Raw genomic sequence first — 20,059 nt, forward strand, 5'->3', positions numbered from 1 at the left:
CCCACACCACTCGAACACCGGCGCTTCAACAACGCTATCAGGAGACAACCATGCCCAAACTTTCATACATCGCGCACGACGGCACGCGTGTCGACGTCGACGCAGCCGTCGGCGCGACAGTGATGCAAAGCGCGCTTGAACGCAACATCGCCGGCATCAGTGGCGACTGCGGCGGTGCATGCCAATGCTGCACGTGCCATGTGTTTGTTGAGGAAACGTGGCAACACAGATTACCGCCGGTCGACGATATGGAAGACGCGATGCTCGACAGCACGGCAGAGCCGCGCCGGGCCAATAGCCGCCTGTCGTGCATGCTGACCATGAATGCGGACCTCGACGGTCTTGTCGTGCACCTGCCCGCTTCGCAAATCTAGGCGAACAGCCTTGCTTGCGGCAGTAAAAAGGCGATCCGGTATGGGTCGCCTTTTTCTTACGTCAATGCCTTTTCTGGTCAATCCCAGATCACATGCAGCGCGTGCGGTCCGCGCAACTGAGCACCGACGATTTGCGGCTTCGGCATATCCGGATCGAGCCGCAGGTTCGGCAGCAAGTCAAGGATGGTATTCACCGCCACCGAGAGTTCCACCTTGGCGATGAACTGTCCGATGCACATATGCGGACCAAAACCGAAGCCGAACGACGGTTTGAGCTTGCGGTCGATATCGAAGCTCTCACTGTTCTCGAACACCTCTTCATCGCGATTCGCCGAGGACACGATACATTGCACCATCGCGCCCTTCGGAATGCTGAAGCCGCCGATCTCGGTGTCCTGCGCCGCCTGACGCACCTTGAACGTCGCCACCGGTTCGAAACGCACAGCTTCGTCGATTGCCTTCGGCACAAGGCTGCGATCCGCCCGCACCCGCGCGAGCAGTTCGGGCCGCTCCAGCAACGCCACCATCAGCGAGCCAAACGTGCGCGTGGTGGTCTCGCCGGCCGCCGGCAGCAATGAGCGCACGAAGGTCGCCACCTCGTGATCGTCGAGATGACGGCCCTCGTATTCCGCGCGGATCAGCCGGCAAATCAGATCGTCGCCTTGTGCGCCGTTCTTGCGCACTTCGGTCACTTCGAGCTTCACCGCGTCATAGAGCGCCTGAGCGGCCTCCATCGCCGCCTTGCGGGCCTGAGCGGCCTTTTCCGCGTCGACCTGCGGACCCGCCAGAATCGCCAGCGCCCACGCCGCGTATTGTTCGATCTGCTCGGGGCGGTTGTCTGGAAAGCCGATCAGCGAATAGATCAAACGGATCGGAAAATGCAGGCCGAAATCCATCAGATCGGCGCGGCGCTTTGGCACCATGGGCTCGATATATTCGTTGCGCACGATCGGCGCCATTTTCGTTTCGCGCCAGCGGTTCACCACGTCCGGCATGAACACCGGCTGCAATAGCGAGCGGGCGCGGCGATGCACTTCGCCATCCATGCCGGTCAGGATCAATCCGTCGAAAAACGCGCCGAGTCCTTCGGCGATGAAGCCGCTGGTGAAATTCGTTGCATCGCGCAACACCGACATCACGTCCTTGTACTTGAACAGCGTAAACGTGGGCCGGTTTGCATCGAGACCGGCAATGTTCGGCACGCCCAGGCGTGCCATGAAGTCTTCCGCGATCACCGGCGAATTGCGGCGCATGTCGCGATAAATCGCATGCAGGTCGACGTCGCTGCCTTTGTAATTGTCCGCAACGCCCGCGAAGGCGCTCTCGAGCGAAGTTGCTGCGGCGGGTGTGCTCATGCCTGTCTCCATCGTTGATATTCGGCGCGCCGTCTCAGGGATCGGCCCGATAACCGTTTGACCCAAGGTCAGCGCATTATATTGAACAGATTTGCAGATTGTGATCCACTTAAGACATGGAGGCAAGACAAAAGGCGCGCACTGCGATCGACGCAAACGCCCCTGCACCCTGACAACAAAAAAGGGCGGAGACACATGGCAACAGAAGCGACTTACGACGCGTTGATCGTCGGTGGCGGGCACAACGGACTATCCGCCGGCTGCTATCTCGCCGAGGCCGGCAAGAAGGTGCTGGTGCTCGAAGCTCTCGACAAGGTGGGTGGCATGGCCTCGTCGGGTTATCTGCTGGATGGCGCGCCGCAGCACATGGTTCATCCATGCGCACTCGACATGATGTCGATGCGCGTGCACCCGCGCGTGCCGGCCGAATTGCAGTTGGAGCGGCACGGCTTTCGCCAGATCGAACTGACGCCCGGCTACGTGTACCTGCATCCGGATGGCACCTCTCTTGTGTTCTGGCGCGACCCGGAGAAGACCGCGGCCGAGATTCGCCGCTACAGTCCGAAAGACGCCGACGCGTTTCTTTCCTTCATCAAGGTCGTGTTCGCATTCATCGACATGGCGATTCCGATGATGCGCGTGGACCCCGCCGATAAAAACCTCGGAGCCAAATTCGAGGCGTTCAGGGCGGCGCTGCGCAATCGCAAGCTGAAACCCGAACTCATGGCGCTGCTCACCGGCTCTGCTTATCAAGCCGCGCAGGAGCACTTCGAGCATCCGGTCACAATCTCGGCCATGTGCTGCCTGACAGGTCTCGCCGGTCCGATTACAGCTGACGGCAGCGGCATCTATTACGCGCTGCTCGGCTTTTTGCACCGCTTCGGCGTGGGCCGCGTGGTGGGCGGCATGCAGACCTTGTCCAACGCGATGGCCGCGCGGCTAAGCGAACTGGGCGGTGAAGTGATGACCTCGGCGAGTGTCGCGGAGATCATCGCGGATGACTACGCCGCGCGCGGCGTACGTCTCGCCGACGGCCGCACGTTCTATGCGCACGCGGTCATCGCGAGTTGCCATCCGAAGGTCGCGCTGGAACTGGTGACACCCGGCCGGGTCGACAGGCGCCTGTTGACGCGCATTGCGCATGCACCGGCCAATGCGCACGGCGCGTCGCCCTTGAAGGTCGACATGGCGCTGCGTGGCCAGATTTCGCTCAAGCGCTTCGAGGCGAAACGTGGCGACGGTCTCGATCTGCGCAAGACCTGCTTGCTGATCGGCACGACGGAAGCGGTGCTGGAAAACTTCCGGGCTTCGGCGCGTGGCGAGGTACCCACGTTGCCCTATCTGACGATCACGGCGCCCAGTTCGGTCGATCCGTCACAGGCCCCGGCTGGACAGGACTCGGTCTATCTGTACCCGCCCGCCATGCCGACCCAGCCGCGCGAGGGCTGGGATGCGATTCGCGAGCGCCTCACGCAGCAGGTGATCGACCAGGCGAGCGAGTATGTGGACGGTCTGAAAGAGTTCGAGATTGCGCGCCGCATGGAAGCGGCTCCGGACTTCACTCAGCGCCTGAACACGGTCAACGGCTGTGTGGTGCATATCGACACCAGCACAATGCGTTCGAACAAGTTTCGGCCCGCTTATGGATTGGGCGGCGCTACGTTGCCCGTGCGTGGCTTGTACTTCGGCGGCGCGGGCATTCATCCGGGAGGTGGTGTGAACGGCATGCCGGGCCGCATCGCCGCGCAGCGGGTGCAGCGCTATCTCGGCCAAACCGCGCGCCGCGGCACGGCGAAATCAGGCTTCGTGACGGCTATTCTCGCCGCGTGGGGGGTCTGCTAACGCTGTCAGCGCAGGCCGCTTCAAGGGCGGCCGGCCGTCGACAAGCACGGTGGAAAGCACGAAGTCCACCGAGAATTCACGCCATACCGCCGCGCCCGTGGCTGATGTGGTATCGAAACCCGCGACTGCGGACACCGTGTAGTGATTGGTGAAACCGCCAGTAGTGAGCAGCGCGCACGCGGCGTAGAACATGCGCGCATCCACGCCGTCGCGGAACTCCCCGCTCGCCGCCCCGCGCCGCAGGATGCGCTCCATCTGACTGACCAGCGCGGGCGCCAGATCGACAAAGCGATTGCGTTCGACGGGATGCGCGTTATGCTCATGAAAACGCAAGCTTTCCTGCGCCAACGCGCCGAGCGTGGGATCGGACCGGTATTGATCGATCGCATGTTGCAGAAACACTCGCAGCGCTTCCACCGGCGGCAGGTGATCGAGTTCAAGCGCCAGCAAATCGGCCAGCACGTCTTGCGCTGACTCGTCCAGTACGCTGGCGAACAACTGTTCCTTGCTGCTGAAATAGTGATAGACGAGTTGCTTGGTCACCCCAGCTGCCTTTGCAATATCGTCCACGCGAGCACCGGCGAGGCCTTTTTCCGAAAAAGCCAGACGCGCCTCTTTCAGCAGGCGGCCGAGTGTGGCGCGTTTGCGTGACGGAGAGGAAGGTGCCGCGCACGTAGCTGGCGCGGCGGTATCGGTAAGCGTCGAAGGCATGGATAGGCAGCACACAATGCAGGGAAAACGAAGCTTCGCTGATGCAATTGAATGCGCCCTTCTCGAACGCAATCCGCGGTGGTGTTCGGCTAGTGCATTGTAGTGCCGATCGGCGGCAAAAAGCGTCGCGCTGCTGCGCCGCCGGTCATTTTCTGCCTCAGAAACTTTGCGAGAGCGGGCGCACGACGATCTCATTGACTGCAACCTGCTCCGGTTGCGTAATCGCATAGACAATAGCGTCGGCGATCACGTCCGGCGACATCGCGCCCTCGAAAAGTTTTTGGGCGCGCTCGCGGAAAGCCGGCACCGTGATGCTGTCGGTGAGTTCGCTCGCGACGAGACCTGGGCAGATGGAGGTCACGCGCACCTTGCCCGCGCATTCCTGACGCAAGCCCTCGCTGATCGCGCGCACCGCGAACTTCGTGGCCGAGTAAACCGCGCCGCCTGGCCCTACCGTCAATCCCGCCACCGACGAAATATTGATCACATGTCCCGCACCCTGTTCGAGCATGCCGCCGAGCACCGCGTGGATGCCGTACAGCACGCCTTTGATGTTCACGTCGATCATGCGGTTCCAGTCGTCCACGCAGCCTTGCGCGATCATCGATACCGGCATGATGCCGGCATTGTTGACCAGCACGTCGACGCGGCCGAAGCGCTCCCGCGCCTTCTGCGCGAGTTGTTGCAACTCGGCCGGTTGCGTGACATCGGTAGCGGCCCACAACACGTTGGCCTCGCCGCCGAGTTGCTCCGCCAGATGCTTCAGCCTGTCCGCGCGCCGTGCGGCCAGCACCAGTTTGGCGCCCTGCTGCGCGAGCCGTTTGGCCGTCGCTTCGCCGATGCCGCTGCTCGCGCCGGTAATCATGATCACCTTTCCTACAAGCGAATTCATACGCTACATCCCTTCTTTTAAGGTTGATTGTTAAAAGGCGCCCCAACCGCGCTAACCCGCCAGTGATTCCACCAGCACAGGATCGGCCGTCTCTTCAGTGACCCATTTCACGGTGCGGCGAATCGGTTCGATCGCGTCCTGCCGATCGAGGTTGTGCTGCAAGGTGGCCGCCGCGCCGAGCGACACCAGCCGCTGCGCGCCCTGATACGCGAGCCGGTCGCGCAAAGCGTGTTTGAGTGCCTCTGGAAAAATGCCGATAGTCTGCGTATAGGCGTTGACCGAGCGCACGGCAGTATCAATCTCATCGATCGGCACCAAATTGCCCACGCGGCAACCTAGGATGCGCGAAAAGCTGACCGGTGCGCCGTCGTGCGAAACGATCAACGCACCCTCATTGCTTCTGCCGCCGAAGACCGTGTAGTCGTCGCCGATCATGCGGATGCCGTCGAGTTCTTCCTTCAGTTGCGGATCGAATGCCTTGTGAGGCGTGGAGAGATTTTCAGGCAGCGCCTGCAGTGCCGCGAACGTCAGTTCGGCGAGCCTGGCGCACCGCGCGAGGCCGGCTTCATCGGTGCCCGACTGCACGTAGATCACGCGCGCGCTTACGCAGGCCTCCTGGTTCTGCGCGCCGATGTCGAGTGCGAGGCGCCTCGCGACGCTCGTCAGCGTCGGCTCATCGGCGAAGGCTTCGTGGCCGATGATCGTGCCGCTCAGTTTCGGATCGAGCGTGATGAGATCGAGCCCCGGCTGCAGATAGCGTGTGATGTGCTTGACCGAATCGAAGCCGCCCCATGCAATCAGCTTCTCGACCTTGCGAGGATCGTAGATATGCCGCTCGACCGTTTCATCACCGCCCTTCCAGTATGCGACGCTCAGATGCTTCGTCAACGGGTGGTCCGGCGCCATGTCGATCATCGTACGGGCCAGGGCCATCGAGGTCAGCGGATCGTTCGACGGCGCCTTGATGATCGCGTCGGAGCGCGTGAGCGCATTGCGAATCAGCGTCAGGACCGCAACCACCGGCGCATTGCCCGCTATCACGTGAACGCAGCGCGCGCCGAATGCACGCGTGCGCGCGGTCACGCCCGGCAGACTGCCCGGTTGCTCGACCCAGCCTTCCAGATACTCGGCGCCGACCGAACGCGCGACGATGTTGTACAACTCTTCCCGTTGAAAGAGGCGTGGCGTGCGCGTGTAGTGAAAGCGCAAAATGCTTTCCGACAAACCCGAGGTGGCGCACGACAATTCGAAGGCCTGTTGCAAGTGACGGTTATCGGCGAAATTGAGGTGCTGGCCGAGCTCGACCAGATAGTCGACGATCTGGTCGAGACTCAGCGTGTACAAATCGGCCATCTGCGATGGCGCGCGCAACGTGAGTTCGTCGACGTGACGCGTTATGTCCGGCGCCGTGAATGAAACGCCGCCGCGTCGGCCGCCGAATGTCAGCTCGTCGCCTTCGATGAGCTTGCCGCGAATGATCAGCGGCACGTTGTAGGAAGTGCTCATGATCGGCTTACTCCGAAAGTTCGGTCAGGAAGTTCAGTGCTTCATCGTGCGCCGCCGGCGCGCCGGCGCAGATCACCTTGTCGTCGCCACCTTCCTTCTCGCTATAGCGGCGAATCGCGGCCAGCAGATAAGGGCCGCTACGGCCGCATGTGCAGGCTTTCTCGTAACCGTGCAGGGTGATTTCGTCGCCGGTTACGAGGCCTGCCCAGTACGTGCCCGGTAGCAGATCGAGTGAAGCGAAGCGCCCCGTCAAGCCGTCTTTGCGAGGTAGCGGTTTCCCGGTCGCCGGATCGAGCAGGAATGCGATGGTGGTGGGCGGTACGTGATAGTGGCCTTCCTCGCAGCGCATGCAAAAGCCCATCTGTTCGCTGCAGCCGTAAAACTCGTAGAAGTTATCGAAGCCGAGAAACTCGACCAGTTGCTCGCGCCAGTTATCCGGCATGTTCTTGCCCTTCTTGCCGCCGCCCGTGTGCAGGACGCTGCCATTGCCGAATACCTGACGGGCGGCTCGGGCCAGACCTTCGGCGGCGGTGTCGTACAGGATCGTCCAGACCGCGCCCATGTAGACGTCGCGACCGGCAAATCGGCTGATCGCTTCGGCGAAGAACTTGCGCAACTGCTCCGGACGTTCGCGCTCCACTCGCACGAGTTCGTCGCGTTTGGCCAGCAACGCCTCGGAGATATGCAGCGAGCCGAGTTCTCCTTGTGCCTCGGCTGCCGCGAGACGGCCCGATAGCGAGGCGACATCTGCGGAAAAGCGCGCGTCGGGATACATGAACAATGCGTTGTGCTCGCCGCCTGCGTACATCTCGACCTGATAACCGCTGCCGCGAGCCGCCGCGCTCGCCCCTTTGCGATAAGTCGGCGCAATCAACGGGCGCGGGTTGGCGATCAGATCGGGACCGGTGCCCGGACCGCGCCAGTCGCGAACGCGGCTGGCCGATAGCGTGATGTTCTGGCGCCACTCCCGATCGGTGCGCGGCAAAAAAGACAGCTTGCCCGTGGTGCCGGAAGTATGGAACACGCGCAGATTCGTTTGCGCGTCGAGCAGATCGATCCAGTCGTCTATCAGCTTGATGCCTGATGCGTCGACGTGGCTTAGATCTTCCGTGGTCAAACCGCTGAGCCAGCGCGTGAGTTTGTCGAACTGGCCGCGTTCGAGATACGACAGCGGGTACGACTTGTACACCGTGTGCGCAAACAGCAACGGCGCGACGTCGTCGATGCTCTCGATCGTCTCGATGCCCTGTTCCGTGGCGAGACGATCGAGTACGGGAATCTTCGCGCGCATTTCGCCGAAGCGCCGGCGCGCGCCGCTTAGCTGGACATCGAGGATCTGCTGCGGGGTGAAACGGAAGGCGTCGTCATAGCAGGCGGTGACGAGCGCGGCGGGGTCGGCAAGGAGCTGCTGGTACAGCGTGGACATGGTGTCTCCGTTCGGACTGTTTGCACTATTCGGACCGCTCGCGGCAAAGGTTCGCGGTGCGTGTCATGAATGCTATGAAAACGAGCCGCCGAACAGAACCGCCAGTTGTCGCGCCGCGCGGTCAAACTATCGTTGAACGGACATGTCGTGCTCCGGCGCTGTTTGTAAGCCCAACATATCGAGCCGGTAGCCGCGCGGCGTGCGCCCGGTGTGCTTGCGAAACGCCGCGCCGAATGCGGCTGCATTAGCAAAGCCGCACTCGTACGCGACCGTTTTCACCAGCACGTCGGCATCGGCCAGCCGTGCTTTGGCCTGGCGGATGCGCGCGTCGGCAATGAAAGCGCTCAATGTCATGCCCGTGCTGATCCTGAAAGTGCGCGACAGGTGCCGCGCGCTAATACGGCATGCCTGCGCCAGCTCGATCACACCCGGTGACGGTCCGTATGCGCCCTCGACGCGCTCGCGTATCAGGCGCAACTGCCACGGCGCGAGCTTGCTCCCCTCGCCTTCGTCGGCACGCAAATCGGCGCCGCGAACGTGCCGTGCGATCTGCACGAGCATCGACATCAACAGACTTTCCGCGAGCGCCGCGCTGGCGAAGCCCGGACTGAGCGCCTCGGCAGCCAGTTGCAGCATCGGGTCGCGCACCTGGGGCACCCTTAAATCACGGCACCGTTCCAGCCGGGCAGCATCCCATTGCCAGTCACGAAACTGATCGAAGCGTGCGGGCTCGAACATGCAGCACACCACACGCCGTTGCATCTGATCGCAACGCACGTGAAAGGTCTGACCGGCCGGCACGAGCACGCTCTCGCCGAGACGGCCGAATGCTGTCTGCCCGGCGCCACCACGAAATGCACCGCATGCGCCGCGCTCGCGTGCATCGAGCGACAGATCCAGATAGCCCAGCGACGGACGGAATACCGCGTCGAGCGAGTGGGCGAGCGTGAAGGTGCGCACGTTGACCTCCACCGAGGGCGTCGTCAGATGCGCATCCACCGATAGATGCGCGGACGCCATCCGTTCGCGCCGCACCAGACGGCCGCTGCCGGCCACCGTGTAGAGGTCGGAGACGTTTGGGTTCGCCGTCTGAACGTGTGACATTTTGCGTCCTCGACATGAACATTTACCGATAATGTGTCTATATAAGCTGCTTTGTGTCGGGACGCCAATAGCGACGAACCCGTATCGCTTCGAGTTTGACAGCGCGTCAAACGAAGTCAGCGGACAGTCCAGCCGTTGCTCGCTAAGCTGCACAACAACACCGATATCACGTCCGCTCACATCGCAATGTCCGATCGTGCGGCCGGACCGGACAGACCCATGAGGAGACACATGAACGCACCCACGCAAGCAGGCTTCACGCTCGATCTGGAGGCGGCCTATCACGCCGTCTCCGACACTTTCCGCGGCCCTGACCTTGATCTGCAGGCGCTGTACCGCGAGATGCGCCGTACGCAGCCTGTAATGCCGGGAGATTTCGTCGCCACCCGCCTCGGCGTGCCGACCAACGCGGGCGCCAATGCCGCGCAATGCGCGGTCACGCTTTTCAAGTATCAGGACGTGATGGCTGTCATGCGCGATGCCGCTACCTTCACCAGCGGCTTCATCGCCGAGGGCCTCGGTGCATTCTTCGACGGGCTGATCGTGCTGGCGATGGACGGCGACGCGCACCGCCGCGCACGCGGCCTGCTGCAGCCCGTCTTCATGCCGGAAACGGTGAACCGCTGGCGGCCCGAACTCGACCGCGTGATTCGGCAAGACTTTCTCGAACCGCTAGTGCCGAACAAACAGGCCGAACTGATGGACTTCGGCCTGTACTTTCCAATTCGCGAGATGTACGCGTTAATGGGTTTCCCCACCGACGACGCCGCCCGCTTCAACCAATACGCCACGTGGGCGCTTTCGATGGTGGCGGGCAATCAGATCGACCCGGAGAAGATCAAGATCTATGGGCCGCTCGCGGGCGCCGCCGTCAAGCACCTTTACGACGCGGTGAAAGAAGTGGTGGTGCAACGTCGCGCCGAAGGCGCCAATGGCGACGATCTGATCAGCCGCCTGATGCGCGCGGAACACGAAGGCCACATGCTCGACGACCACGAGGTGACCACCTTCGTGCGCTCGCTGCTGCCCGCAGCCGGCGAGACCACCACGCGCACCTTCAGCTCGGTCATGACGCTGCTGCTCGAGCGTCCCGAACTGGTCGAGCGCGTGCGCAACGATCGCACGTTGATCCCGCGTTTGATCGACGAAGCCGTGCGCTTCGAACCGGTCGCGACTTTCAAGGTTCGACAGGCGGCGCGCGACGTCGAGATCGGCGGCGTGAAGGTGGCAAAAGGCGCGCTGGTGCAGTGCATGGTGATTTCCGCGAACCGCGACGAAGATGCATTCGACAACCCCGACACCTTCGATATCGACCGCAAGCCCAAGCCTTCTTTCGGCTTCGGTTTCGGCACGCATATGTGCATCGGCCAGTTTGTCGCCAAAGTGGAATTGCAGTGCGCGGTGAACGCGATTCTCGATCTGTTCCCGAATGTACGGCTCGACCCGGACAAACCGGCGCCGAAAATTGCCGGCGCCCAGTTGCGTGGTGCGAAGTCCGTGCCGGTCGTGTGGGACTGATTCCGGATCTGATATCGCGTTCATACCGGCGCTTGTACTTTTGCGCATCCTTACAGCACGAATTCTCTCGAATAAACCATGAAGCACTTCGACACTGTTCCCGGGCGCGGCGATTTCACCTATCAGACACTGGTCGCGCCGCATAAAGTGAGTGGCCGTGCAATGCATGACCTGCGCGGCTTCTACGGACTGCAATTGACCAAGGGCATGCCGTTCGGTTGCGTGCGTGATGAAGACGACGAAATCTACGCGTTTGTGCGGGCTGTCAACGAACCCGGCAGCACGCCGAACCCGACCAAATTCATCTACCTGTCGACGCAGGTGGACGGCAAGCACTTACGCATCGACAAGTCGCGTATCGAACCGCGCGCGATGACGCTATTTCCGAAGCGCTGGCTGGAAGGCGATACCGCGTGCTGGTCGAGCCTGGAAGGCGAACCAGGCGCGGCGTGGCGACTGACTGCATCCGCCGAACGGCTGAGCTGGAAAGAAGACGGTTTGTTCGATCTGAGCGGTCCGCTGTTGGGCCAGGGCATGCAGTGGTATCTGCCGGGGTCCGAATGGGGCACCTTCTACGTCTCGCAAATCTACGATATCGCCGGCACCTGCGACGGCCGCAAGGTCAAAGGCCTGATGTGTTTCGACCAGGCGTATATGGCCGAGGGCGGCGCGATCCACTTCAGGAAGGATCTGGTCGTCAACAACAAGATGCACGTGATCTGGTGGTCGTTCGCGACCGTCTATAAAGACGGCACTTGGGATGCGGGCTCCTTCATGGTCGGTCACCACAACCTCGGTTATGCGATCTTCCAGAACCACAAGGGCGAAATCCGCACCACCACGGATATCGAAGGCAGCGTCAAGCACAAGGACGGCAGCTACTTCGTGGACAGCGCGCGCATTGTGCTCGACGGGCATGAAGAATGGGAATATCTGCCTTGTCCGAAGGGCGAGATGATCGACTTCGTCGGCGGCTTTCCCATTACCGCGCAGCAGGAAGGCCGCTGGCGTCGCGTCGGCGATACGCGCGAGCCGGACCGCTGGCTCGGCTGGGGCGAATCCGATCGACGCAACGGCACGGCGCGCAATGTGCGCGGTGCGGATCTCTGATGCCTTCCGAACGCATCCTTGAACCAAGAGGTGCGCTCCTTCCAGAACAGACGACCATGTCCACTACTCACAAAACTGCCGAATCCATCGCGACATTCCTGCACGACCAGACCGAGCACTGGAACGCAGGCAACAAGTCTGCGTTCTTCGATGCTTACCGCCGCGTCGCGCCGGCAGGGCTCACGATTGAATATATTGGCCGGCCGCCGCAAGACGGTTGGCCCGTCCTCGAACATATGTGGGAGAGCCAGCGAGCGAATATCCGCGCCGAACCGGTAGCGAAGATCATTAACGGCAACGAAGCTGCCTGCTACGTGCGAAACGTCGTGGCCGGCACCGAGCGCGTGATCGAGACAATCGAACTCTTTCGCTTCACGGCCGGCCAGTTATTCGTGCGCTACTTCATCAAACAGTAAGCTGCATTTGCACGAAGGCACGCCGCACGCGATCGAGCAGAATCACGTACAGTGCAAGTCAGCGCTTTTTCATCTGTCTGCAACCAGAGGACTCGCAATGAGCACACCGATCTACGACATTCCCGTTAATACTATCGACGGCGTACCCGCCAACCTCGCGCAGTATCGCGGCAAAGTGCTGCTGGTCGTCAATGTAGCGTCGAAATGCGGGCTAACGCCGCAATACACGGGGCTCGAAAGCCTCTATCAGGACAAGCGCGCAGCCGGGCTTGAAGTACTGGGCTTTCCGGCCAACAACTTTAAGGGCCAGGAGCCCGGCTCGGACGAAGAAATCAAATCGTTCTGCTCGACAAGCTACGACGTGCACTTCCCGCTGTTCTCGAAGATCTCGGTGACGGGCGAAGACAAGCACCCGCTGTATGCGGCACTGACAGAGGCGCAGCCGTCGGCAATCGGCGATGGTCCGTTTCGTGAGCGTCTGAAAGGCTATGGGATCGAGTCGGGTGATCCGGTCGAAGTACTATGGAATTTTGAAAAGTTTCTGCTGAATCGTAACGGGGATGTGGTCGCGCGTTTTGCGCCGGATGTGGCCGCGGACGATCCGCGCCTCGTGGCGGCAATTGACGCGGAACTCGCGAAGTGAATGTGAGGCTGATTGATTTCACTCGCTGATTTCGGTCACCTGCTTCTGTCGCGTGAAAAACCGGCGCGCTGTTTTTCTAGCGCGCCGTTTGTTTTCCAGCATCTTCTTCGACAGGCCGACTCGCGACTCAGTCTAGCCGCTCGATAATGGTCGCCGTTCCGAGACCACCCGCGCAGCAGATCGCCTGCAAGCCATAACGCGCGCCACGCCGTTCCAGCTCGTGCAGCAGCGAGGTCATGATGCGCGCCCCGCTCGCGCCCAACGGATGCCCGAGCGCGATCGCCCCGCCATTCACGTTCACCTTTGAATGCGGCACGCCGAGTTCCTTCATCCACACGAGCGGCACCGAAGCGAATGCTTCATTGACTTCGAACAGATCGATGTCGTCGATGCCAAGGCCCGCTTTCGCCAGCACTTGTCGCGTTGCGGCGATCGGGCCTGTGAGCATCAGCGTCGGATCGGCGCCGACGGTGGCGACCGCTCGCACACGTGCCCGCGCTTTCACGCCTAGTGCTTTCGCTTTGGCGGCGGACATCAGCAGCAACGCCGAAGCGCCATCCGAAATCTGCGACGAATTGCCCGCAGTCAGACGCCCCTCGCTGCGAAAACTGGTCTTCAGCGTGGCGAGTTTTTCGGCATGCGTGCCGGGGCGGATCGTTTCATCCGCGGAGAAAAGCGGTGCATCACCCTCGATCGATTTCTCACGCAGACGCTGCACCGGCACGGGAACGATCTCCCGCGCAAACCAGCCTTCCGCCGCCGCGGCCGCCGCACGCCGATGGCTCTCAACCGCTAATGCATCGAGCTGTTCGCGTCCAAGTTCCCACTCGTCGCACAGACGCTCGGCGGCCTCGCCCTGGCTCGTTAGTTCGTAGCTTTCGCTTGCCATCCAGCCGAACGCTTCGCCATGCAGATCGCGATTGCTGCCCATCGGCACGCGGCTCATGTTTTCCGCGCCGCCGGCCACCACCACGTCGGCCGCGCCGAATGCAATCAGGCCGGCGGCAACGTGCACCGCTTCTTCGCCCGAGCCGCATTTGCGGTCGATCGTGAGACCCGGAATGCTGTCCGGCCAACCCGCGCCGAGCAAAGACGTGCGCGCGATATTGGCCGACTGTTCGCCGATCTGCGTGACGCAACCGAAGATCACATCGTTCACGACATCCGGCGCGAGTCCGACACGTTTGACCAGTTCATCGATCACATGCGCGCCAAGATGATCGGCGCGCACACCGGCGAGCGAGCCGCGAAACTTGCCGATCGGCGTGCGCACCGCACCGACGATCACGACATCGCTGCTCATAGCGAACTCCCCTTCAGACCCGACCCGGGCACCCGCTGCCCGTCTTCGTAGCGATATACGCCGTGACCGGTCTTACGGCCGAGGCGCCCGGCGGCCACCATCTTGATGATCAACGGACACGGGCGAAACTTGTCGCCGAGCGTCTGATGGAGATACCTCAGCACCGACAGGCGCGTGTCCCAGCCGGTGAGGTCGCCGAGTTCCAGCGGCCCCATGGGATGATTGAAGCCGAGACGCAGCGCCGTGTCGATATCCTCCGCGCTGGCCGCGCCTTCCTGCAGCATCCACATCGCCTCGTTGCCGGCGAGCGCCGACATGCGGCTCGTCGTCAATCCTGGTGACTCGTTGACGATGATCGATGTCTTGCCGATCGCGTCCGAATACTCGCGAGTCAGCGCGACGGTTTCGTCGCTCGTGGCAAGGCCGCGCACCAGCTCGACCAGCTTCATCTTGTGCACGGGGTTGAAGAAATGCATGCCGATCACGCGTTCGGGGTGCGCCACCGCGGTGGCGATCTCGGTCACGCTGAGCGCCGACGTGTTGGTCGCGAACACCGCGCCGTCGGCCATCACGTCTGCCGCATGCGCGACCACCGCCTGCTTGACTGCGAGTTTCTCCGACACGGTTTCGATCAGAAGATGCGCGCCATTCGCCGCGGCGGCGAGATCGGTTTTGATCGCAAGACGCGCCTTGGCGGCATCGGCCGCCGTGACCTGAAATTTGCCCAGGCGCACACCGTCATCGAGAATCTTGCCAATGCCCTTATGGGCGCGTTCCAAGGCGTTTTCATCCGTATCGACTAGCACCGTGTGAAATCCCGAGCTCGCGAACGCATGCGCGATGCCCGTGCCCATCAGTCCCGCACCGACCACCACCACCTTGTTGTTTCTCAGAGTCATGCCGCTGTCTCCCTTCACGCTGATTCTTTTACCGATACGACATTACGCAAGGCGCCGATGCCTTCGATCGAGGCTTCCACCACGTCGCCGGGATTCAGGAAGCGGCCAGTGCCCTGGCCTGTTCCCTCCGGCGAGCCGGTGAACAACACGTCCCCCGCTTCGAAGCTCGAGCGTTCGTCGACGAAACGCACCAGCGCTGCCACGTCCCACGTCATCTCTCCCGACGATGCGTCCTGCCGCGTATCGCCGTTCACTTTCAGAGTCATTCGCAACGCCGGACTGCCGGATGCGAATTCGTCGCGCGTGACGATCCAGGGGCCGAGTCCCGTCGAACGATCCTGGCTTTTCGCGGCGAACAAATCCATTCCGACGCCCGGCGGCCCGCTGCGTTGCAGATCGCGCGCGCTGACGTCGTTGCCCACCGTGTAACCCAGCACGCTAGTGAGCGGATTGTTTCGATCCACCCGCTGCGCGCCGATCACGGCAACCAGTTCGACTTCATGGTCGAGTTCCGTGGTGAGCGGCGGATAACGAATCGGATCGCGCGCGCCGATCAGCGCGCCGTACGCTTTCAGGAACGCAACCGGCTGACTGTGGCTCTTCATGCCGAAGTCGGCGTTCAGATGCTTCGCATAGTTGGCGCCTGCGACGACCACGCGGTTGCCGCGCTCGATGGGCGGCAGCAGGCGCAACTCAGCCAGCTTGCGCGGCGCACCCGCTAGCTTGAGCGCGTCCGAACCGTTCTCCGGTTTCGCCGTAAGCGCGGGCGCCCATTCTGCGAACGCCCCGGCGATCGGTGTCGCTTCGCCACGCTTCGTATCCACCACGGCCCAGAATGGCGCGCCACCATCCGTGCAGCGCGCGAGCTTCATGCGCTCACCGCCTGCTTCGGCGCAGGCACGCCGATTTTTGCCGGGTCGAGATGCAGCAGCTTGCAGGCGTTCTGCCAGCGGATCTTTTGCAGGTCTTCATCCGACAAACGCAAACCGTCGGTCAGATCGTGACGCACCGCATCGCTACCGCCGAAGTTGCTGCCATAGAGAATCCGGTCCGCGCCGATGATGTCGATCAGCGCCTGGCGCATTGGCACTTCATGCAACTCGACGTCGAAATAGAAGTTCTTCAGATAGTCGAGCACCGGTTTCTTGTTGTGCGCGAAGTCGAGATTGGTATTGCACTGCGCGAGGCGGCCAAGCTGATACGGCACATAGCCGCCGCCGTGGGTGATGTACACCTTGAGATCGGGAAAGCGGTCAAAAACGCCGCCGCAGACCAGATTCCAGAAGCAGCGCGTTTCGTCGTACTGCATGCCGACGATCGCCGTGGTCTCGTAGCGGTCCTCGTTCGCCTTCTTGCCCCACGTGACCGACTGGTTGTAGCCGTGGATGAACATCGGCAGGTCGAGATCGCACAGCGCCTGCCAGACCGGATCGAGTTCGGGCGAATCGAATTCGAGGCCGCCGAAATTGGCGCCACCGGCCACGAGCCCTTTCGCCCCGAGTTCGCCGCACGCACGGCGGATTTCCTTTGCGGCCTCGTCCGGCACATTCAGCGGCGCATGCGCCCAGAACATCAGACGATCGGGTGCGGCGGAACAGTAATCGGCGAGCGTGTCGTTGACCTTCTTCGCGTAGCGCACCGAGAAGTCCGCTTCCGCCCAGTACATGTAGCAATGCGAAGGCACGGAGACTACTTGAGCATTCTGGCCGGCGGCATCCATGCCGGCGAGGCGAACGCTCGGATTGGCCCAGCGCGCGAAGTACTCGTCGAGCTTCAGTCCTTTGCCTGAACGCACGGCTGCTTTGCGCTCCGGCGAGCCTAGTGTCAGGATCCAGTCGCCGACGCGCAGCTTGACGTCTCCGTCCTCATGCTGTTCGAAGAACGGGCCCCAATGGGGATGCTGGTTGTAGTAGCCCGGGTGGGGCGCGTGGGCGTGTAGGTCGATGAGCATGACGTCTCCTGGCGCTCGACGGCGCAGATGTGGGATTGACCTGTCTGCAGTTCACCGACACCCGGACGTACGAAAGCCAGATGCGCGAAGCAGATCAGACTGTTCGCCATCATGCCAATGTTAGTCACTTAATGCAAATGTGTTCAAATTAACGTTTACGCGACTCTTCTCTCGGCTCTTCCGGTTCTTCATTGCCTGTCTTCGGTTTGCCTTTCGCTGCGGCCGCACACTAGCGCACACTCATCGCAACGCGCTGGCTGCGGCCATAGGACCGGCCATAGGACCGGCCGCAAGACCGTTGCATGCGGGCGCGCGTGCGTGCGTTCATGGACACCAGGCACTTAGCGGCGCGCGCGCGTGACGCCGCCAAACCGAATCGAGTCGATGAGACGGCCGATGCGGCGTTGCATTGCGCCCCGTTCGGATTCGTTCGACACCAGGTGTTCGCTCATGACGAATCGGATCAGCAGATCGCAGATCAGTTCGCGGTCGAGTTTGACGCCCAGACGTTCGTCCCAGGCGTCGAACACCGGCGCCAGCAAGTCCTGAAAGCGCACCACGGCGTCGTGAAAGATGCGCTTGAAGAAACGCAGCGCGAACTCCGGTGCAACCAGCAGCATGCGCCGCGAATTGCCCGCATCGAGGTAGTCCTGCAGGTAGTTGATGACCATGTCGAAGCGCTCGTCCGGATCCTGGTAGCGCACCAGCAGTTCAGCCAGCGTCTTATGGAAGTTCTCGCGCTTGTGGCGTGAAAACGCTTCGAGCAATTCGTCCTGCGAGGCGAAATAGCGGTAGAACGTGCCGCGCGACACGCCCGCGGTTTCGCACACTTCAAGAATCGAAATGCGGTCCGCACCCGATTCCAGCACGACCTTTTCCGTCGCTTCAAAGATGTTGTCGATGGTCTGCTCGGAGCGGCGATTGCTGCGCCGGCGGCGCGGAGCAGCGGGCGTTGCAACAGCTCCGACCGCCGGCGCCGAAGTCGCTGCAGCCGGGGCTTGCACGGCAGGCGTGCGGCTCTTGCGTGCTTTCGGCACGGGCGCCACGGCCTGCGCCGCGCTCTTGCTGCTCTTCTCGGCGACGGTGCGTTTCTTCGCCGGTTGTTTGACAGCGACTTTCGACGTGCCGGTTTTCGATGAAGCGGTCTGTTTAGCCATAAGTTGATCAGTTTTTAGAAAAGTGTGCGGGTTTCCCCGCAGATCAGGATCGGAATACAAACACTAGAATTCAATTCTGGGGTTAGAATTTGAGGGCGAGCTGCCCGATTCATGCCCGGTTCATTTTCGGAGAGGTTGATATGGCTGGTATGGGAAGAGCAGAGACGTGGTCGCTCGGCGAACAGGACACCGTCATCGCCGCACTCGAACGCGCCGTCGCGGCGCATCCGGACCGGGTTCTGCTCGACTTTTCGGGCGCGCTCTACACCTATGCGGACGTCGATCGTCTTTCCACCCGCCTTGCCCACTCGCTGGCGTCGCTCGGCATTCAGGCCGGGCAAACCGTCGTCACGATGCTCGACAACAATATCGACGCCGTGATCTCGTGGCTCGCCGTCAACAAACTCTGCGCGGTCAGCGTGCCGATCAATACGGCATTGCGCGGCGAATTCCTGCGGCATCAGATCGCCGATGCAGGCGCGCCGCTCGTGATCTGCGAAGCCGATTATCTCGAGCGGGTCGCCGCAGTTGCGGCCCAATTGTCCGAAGTGAAACAGGTGCTGTACCGCAGTGCCGAGGCGAGCGCGGCTGTGACGGCCTCCACCTGCGGACCCTTGCCGCTCGCACCGCTCGACGCCCGCCGTGGCCATGACGACACGCCGTTCGAGCGCAAGCCGAACCCTTGGGACCTCGCCAGTCTGATCTACACGTCGGGCACCACCGGCCCGTCCAAGGGCTGCATGATCAGCTACAACTTCATGTGCAATCTGGCGCGTCTGCAATTGCGCGCCGGCCCCGCCAATGCCAACGACGTCACGATCACGCCGCTGCCGCTCTTTCACATGAACGCGCTGGCGGTGGGCATTCTGTCGAATATTCTGGTGGGCGCGCGCGTGGCCATCATCCCGCGTTTCTCGGTGTCCAATTTCTGGCCCGAAGTGGAGCGCAGCGGCGCGACCATCGCGTCGATTCTCGGCGGCATGGGCGGCCTGCTCGCGAATGCGCCGAATCATGAGGCGGCAAAGCGCTGCTTCGGGCAGATTCATACGGTACGTGGCAATCCGTTCACCGAAGAAAACAAGCGGGTTTGGCGCGAGCGCTTCGGCGCCAGACAGGTGGGCGGCAACGGCTACGGTCTTACCGAAGCGTGCGTGATCACCTCGCTGCCGGGCGGCGAATACGCGGCGCCCGGCTCGTCCGGCAAGCGCATTGCCGACTTCGACGTGCGGATCGTCGACGATCTCGATCGCGAACTGCCAGCCAATACGCCGGGCGAAATCGTCTGCCGTCCGCTGCGACCGGACGTCATGTTCATGGGCTACTGGCGCCGCCCAGAGGAGACGCTGAAGCTGATGCGCAACATGTGGTTCCATACCGGAGATATAGGCAAGTTCGACGACGATGGATTCTTCTATTTCGTAGACCGCAAAAAAGACTATTTGCGCCGCCGTGGCGAAAATATTTCCAGCTTCGAGATGGAATCGGCCTTTGCGCGCCACCCGGATATCGCCGAGGTCGCGGTCCATGCCGTGCCATCGGATAAAGGCGAGGACGATGTCAAAGTCACCGCCATTCTGAATCCGGGTGCCGCGCTAACCGCCGAAGCCCTGTTCCACTGGGCCACCGACGCCGTTCCATATTACGCCCTGCCGCGCTACATCGAGTTTCGCGTCACGCTGCCGAAGAACCCGCAAGGCCGCATTCTGAAGTATCAGTTGCGCGATGAGGGCAAGACGGCATCCACCTGGGATATCGAGGCAACCGACATCAAGGTGGCCAAACGCTGATCGTGTTCTGTTTCACCGGTGATTAGCAGTAAAGGGGCCCGCGGAGCCCCTTTCGTTTCATATAC

Annotated in this window: 18 protein-coding genes; 7 read left to right on the forward strand and 11 right to left on the reverse strand. The window is 61.9% G+C overall.

The window, feature by feature from the left end; translation table 11 throughout:
• Positions 1-50 precede the first annotated feature (50 nt).
• Positions 51-374 carry a 2Fe-2S iron-sulfur cluster-binding protein gene (locus PDMSB3_RS31135; protein WP_165188779.1) on the forward strand — a complete coding sequence of 108 codons (324 nt, stop codon included), beginning with the start codon at positions 51-53 and terminating at the stop codon, positions 372-374.
• Between the two features lie 77 nt (positions 375-451).
• Here the strand turns inward: PDMSB3_RS31135 and PDMSB3_RS31140 are convergent, their stop codons facing one another.
• Positions 452-1,729 (reverse strand): cytochrome P450, encoded by a 1,278-nt coding sequence (locus PDMSB3_RS31140; RefSeq protein WP_165188781.1) that lies wholly within the window; start codon positions 1,727-1,729, stop codon positions 452-454.
• A 195-nt stretch (positions 1,730-1,924) separates the two neighbouring features.
• On the opposite strand from PDMSB3_RS31140, the gene PDMSB3_RS31145 reads away from it, so the two are divergent.
• A complete protein-coding gene (locus PDMSB3_RS31145; RefSeq protein ID WP_165188783.1) occupies positions 1,925-3,571 on the forward strand; it encodes a phytoene desaturase family protein in 1,647 nt (548 codons plus the stop codon).
• Here the strand turns inward: PDMSB3_RS31145 and PDMSB3_RS31150 are convergent.
• The 5 genes from PDMSB3_RS31150 to PDMSB3_RS31170 all read right to left on the reverse strand — a co-directional run bounded on the left by PDMSB3_RS31150 (position 3,527) and on the right by PDMSB3_RS31170 (position 9,210).
• Positions 3,527-4,282: a TetR/AcrR family transcriptional regulator gene (locus tag PDMSB3_RS31150; protein ID WP_165188784.1), complete on the reverse strand. Its 756-nt coding sequence runs from the start codon at positions 4,280-4,282 to the stop codon at positions 3,527-3,529. The two genes, PDMSB3_RS31145 and PDMSB3_RS31150, sit on opposite strands and share 45 nt — an antisense overlap.
• Before the next feature lie 157 nt (positions 4,283-4,439).
• Positions 4,440-5,174: an SDR family oxidoreductase gene (locus PDMSB3_RS31155; protein ID WP_165188786.1), complete on the reverse strand. Its 735-nt coding sequence runs from the start codon at positions 5,172-5,174 to the stop codon at positions 4,440-4,442.
• A 51-nt stretch (positions 5,175-5,225) separates the two neighbouring features.
• The gene (locus PDMSB3_RS31160) at positions 5,226-6,680 is read right to left on the reverse strand and encodes an acyl-CoA reductase (protein ID WP_165188788.1); all 1,455 of its coding nucleotides are present in this window, start codon (positions 6,678-6,680) and stop codon (positions 5,226-5,228) included.
• A gap of 7 nt (positions 6,681-6,687) precedes the next feature.
• Positions 6,688-8,106: a long-chain-fatty-acid--protein ligase gene (locus PDMSB3_RS31165; RefSeq protein ID WP_165188790.1), complete on the reverse strand. Its 1,419-nt coding sequence runs from the start codon at positions 8,104-8,106 to the stop codon at positions 6,688-6,690.
• A gap of 126 nt (positions 8,107-8,232) precedes the next feature.
• A complete protein-coding gene (locus tag PDMSB3_RS31170; RefSeq protein ID WP_165188792.1) occupies positions 8,233-9,210 on the reverse strand; it encodes a helix-turn-helix transcriptional regulator in 978 nt (325 codons plus the stop codon).
• A 231-nt stretch (positions 9,211-9,441) separates the two neighbouring features.
• Between PDMSB3_RS31170 and PDMSB3_RS31175 the strand changes: the two genes are divergently transcribed.
• The 4 genes from PDMSB3_RS31175 to PDMSB3_RS31190 all read left to right on the forward strand — a co-directional run bounded on the left by PDMSB3_RS31175 (position 9,442) and on the right by PDMSB3_RS31190 (position 12,897).
• Positions 9,442-10,728, forward strand: a complete 1,287-nt coding sequence (locus PDMSB3_RS31175) for a cytochrome P450 (RefSeq protein WP_165188794.1) — start codon at positions 9,442-9,444, stop codon at positions 10,726-10,728.
• 78 nt (positions 10,729-10,806) lie between these two features.
• Positions 10,807-11,838 (forward strand): hypothetical protein, encoded by a 1,032-nt coding sequence (locus tag PDMSB3_RS31180; protein ID WP_165188796.1) that lies wholly within the window; start codon positions 10,807-10,809, stop codon positions 11,836-11,838.
• Positions 11,838-12,254 carry a nuclear transport factor 2 family protein gene (locus PDMSB3_RS31185; RefSeq protein ID WP_232064365.1) on the forward strand — a complete coding sequence of 139 codons (417 nt, stop codon included), beginning with the start codon at positions 11,838-11,840 and terminating at the stop codon, positions 12,252-12,254. Before PDMSB3_RS31180 ends, PDMSB3_RS31185 begins: the two co-directional genes overlap by 1 nt.
• Before the next feature lie 97 nt (positions 12,255-12,351).
• A complete protein-coding gene (locus PDMSB3_RS31190; RefSeq protein WP_165188798.1) occupies positions 12,352-12,897 on the forward strand; it encodes a glutathione peroxidase in 546 nt (181 codons plus the stop codon).
• Between the two features lie 127 nt (positions 12,898-13,024).
• Here PDMSB3_RS31190 and PDMSB3_RS31195 read toward each other — a convergent pair whose 3' ends face one another.
• From PDMSB3_RS31195 to PDMSB3_RS31215, 5 genes are all read right to left on the reverse strand, one after another.
• Positions 13,025-14,200: a thiolase family protein gene (locus PDMSB3_RS31195; RefSeq protein ID WP_165188800.1), complete on the reverse strand. Its 1,176-nt coding sequence runs from the start codon at positions 14,198-14,200 to the stop codon at positions 13,025-13,027.
• Positions 14,197-15,099 (reverse strand): 3-hydroxyacyl-CoA dehydrogenase, encoded by a 903-nt coding sequence (locus PDMSB3_RS31200; RefSeq protein WP_165188802.1) that lies wholly within the window; start codon positions 15,097-15,099, stop codon positions 14,197-14,199. Before PDMSB3_RS31200 ends, PDMSB3_RS31195 begins: the two co-directional genes overlap by 4 nt.
• Before the next feature lie 14 nt (positions 15,100-15,113).
• Positions 15,114-15,971 carry a fumarylacetoacetate hydrolase family protein gene (locus tag PDMSB3_RS31205; RefSeq protein WP_165188805.1) on the reverse strand — a complete coding sequence of 286 codons (858 nt, stop codon included), beginning with the start codon at positions 15,969-15,971 and terminating at the stop codon, positions 15,114-15,116.
• Complete coding sequence (locus tag PDMSB3_RS31210; RefSeq protein ID WP_165188807.1) at positions 15,968-17,050, reverse strand: amidohydrolase family protein; 1,083 nt, start codon at positions 17,048-17,050, stop codon at positions 15,968-15,970. The genes PDMSB3_RS31205 and PDMSB3_RS31210 overlap by 4 nt, the downstream gene beginning before the upstream one ends.
• Positions 17,051-17,391: 341 nt before the next feature.
• Positions 17,392-18,207 (reverse strand): TetR/AcrR family transcriptional regulator, encoded by an 816-nt coding sequence (locus tag PDMSB3_RS31215; protein WP_165188809.1) that lies wholly within the window; start codon positions 18,205-18,207, stop codon positions 17,392-17,394.
• 140 nt (positions 18,208-18,347) lie between these two features.
• Here PDMSB3_RS31215 and PDMSB3_RS31220 point away from each other — a divergent pair, with 140 nt between their 5' ends.
• Positions 18,348-19,994 carry an ATP-dependent acyl-CoA ligase gene (locus PDMSB3_RS31220; RefSeq protein WP_165188811.1) on the forward strand — a complete coding sequence of 549 codons (1,647 nt, stop codon included), beginning with the start codon at positions 18,348-18,350 and terminating at the stop codon, positions 19,992-19,994.
• Positions 19,995-20,059 lie beyond the last annotated feature (65 nt).

Origin of the sequence: Paraburkholderia dioscoreae (genome assembly GCF_902459535.1) — a bacterium.
Classification (GTDB): domain Bacteria; phylum Pseudomonadota; class Gammaproteobacteria; order Burkholderiales; family Burkholderiaceae; genus Paraburkholderia; species Paraburkholderia dioscoreae.